This window comes from Pseudomonas gingeri (assembly GCF_013386115.1).
Taxonomy (GTDB): domain Bacteria; phylum Pseudomonadota; class Gammaproteobacteria; order Pseudomonadales; family Pseudomonadaceae; genus Aquipseudomonas; species Aquipseudomonas gingeri.
Map to the genome: position 1 here is coordinate 1 of NZ_JACAOR010000028.1, position 868 is coordinate 868.

The 868-nt window shown below is 59.2% G+C and carries 1 protein-coding gene; it reads right to left on the reverse strand.

The genetic code is table 11. The annotated features are described in order from the left end of the window. Window positions 1-7: 7 nt before the first annotated feature. Window positions 8-868, reverse strand: an 861-nt coding sequence (locus tag HX881_RS32635; protein WP_103032980.1) for a ribonucleotide-diphosphate reductase subunit beta, incomplete at its 5' end; no start/stop codon positions are given.

Here is an 868-nt window from a genome sequence, read left to right on the forward strand (position 1 = left end):
ACGAAGATCAATCCCAGCTCAACGCGCCGCCAGTCTGGTACTCGATCACGCGGGTCTCGAAGAAGTTCTTCTCTTTCTTCAGGTCCATGATCTCGCTCATCCAGGGGAACGGGTTGGTGGTCCCCGGGTACTCTTCCTTCAGGCCGATCTGCGACAGGCGACGGTTGGCGATGAACTTGAGGTAGTCCTCCATCATCGCCGCGTTCATGCCCAGTACGCCGCGGGGCATGGTGTCACGGGCGTATTCGATTTCCAGCTGGGTGCCCTGCAGGATCATCTGCGTGGCTTCTTCCTTCATCTCGGTATCCCACAGGTGCGGGTTCTCGATCTTGATCTGGTTGATCACGTCGATGCCGAAGTTCAGGTGCATGGATTCGTCGCGCAGGATGTACTGGAACTGCTCGGCGACGCCAGTCATCTTGTTGCGCCGACCCATGGACAGGATCTGGGTGAAGCCGCAGTAGAAGAAGATGCCTTCCAGCACGCAGTAGTAGGCGATCAGGTTGCGCAGCAGTTCCTTGTCGGTGTCGACGGTGCCGGTCTCGAACTTCGGATCGGAGATCGAGCGGGTGTACTTCAGGCCCCAGGCGGCCTTTTTCGCCACCGAAGGGATCTCGTGGTACATGTTGAAGATCTCGCCTTCATCCATGGCCAGCGATTCGATGCAGTACTGGTAGGCGTGGGTGTGGATCGCCTCTTCGAAGGCTTGGCGCAGGATGTACTGGCGGCATTCGGGGTTGGTGATCAGGCGGTAGACGGCCAGCACCAGGTTGTTCGCCACCAGGGAGTCGGCGGTGGAGAAGAAGCCGAGGTTGCGCATGACGATGCGGCGCTCGTCGTCGGTCAGGCCTTCCGGGTTTTTCCACAG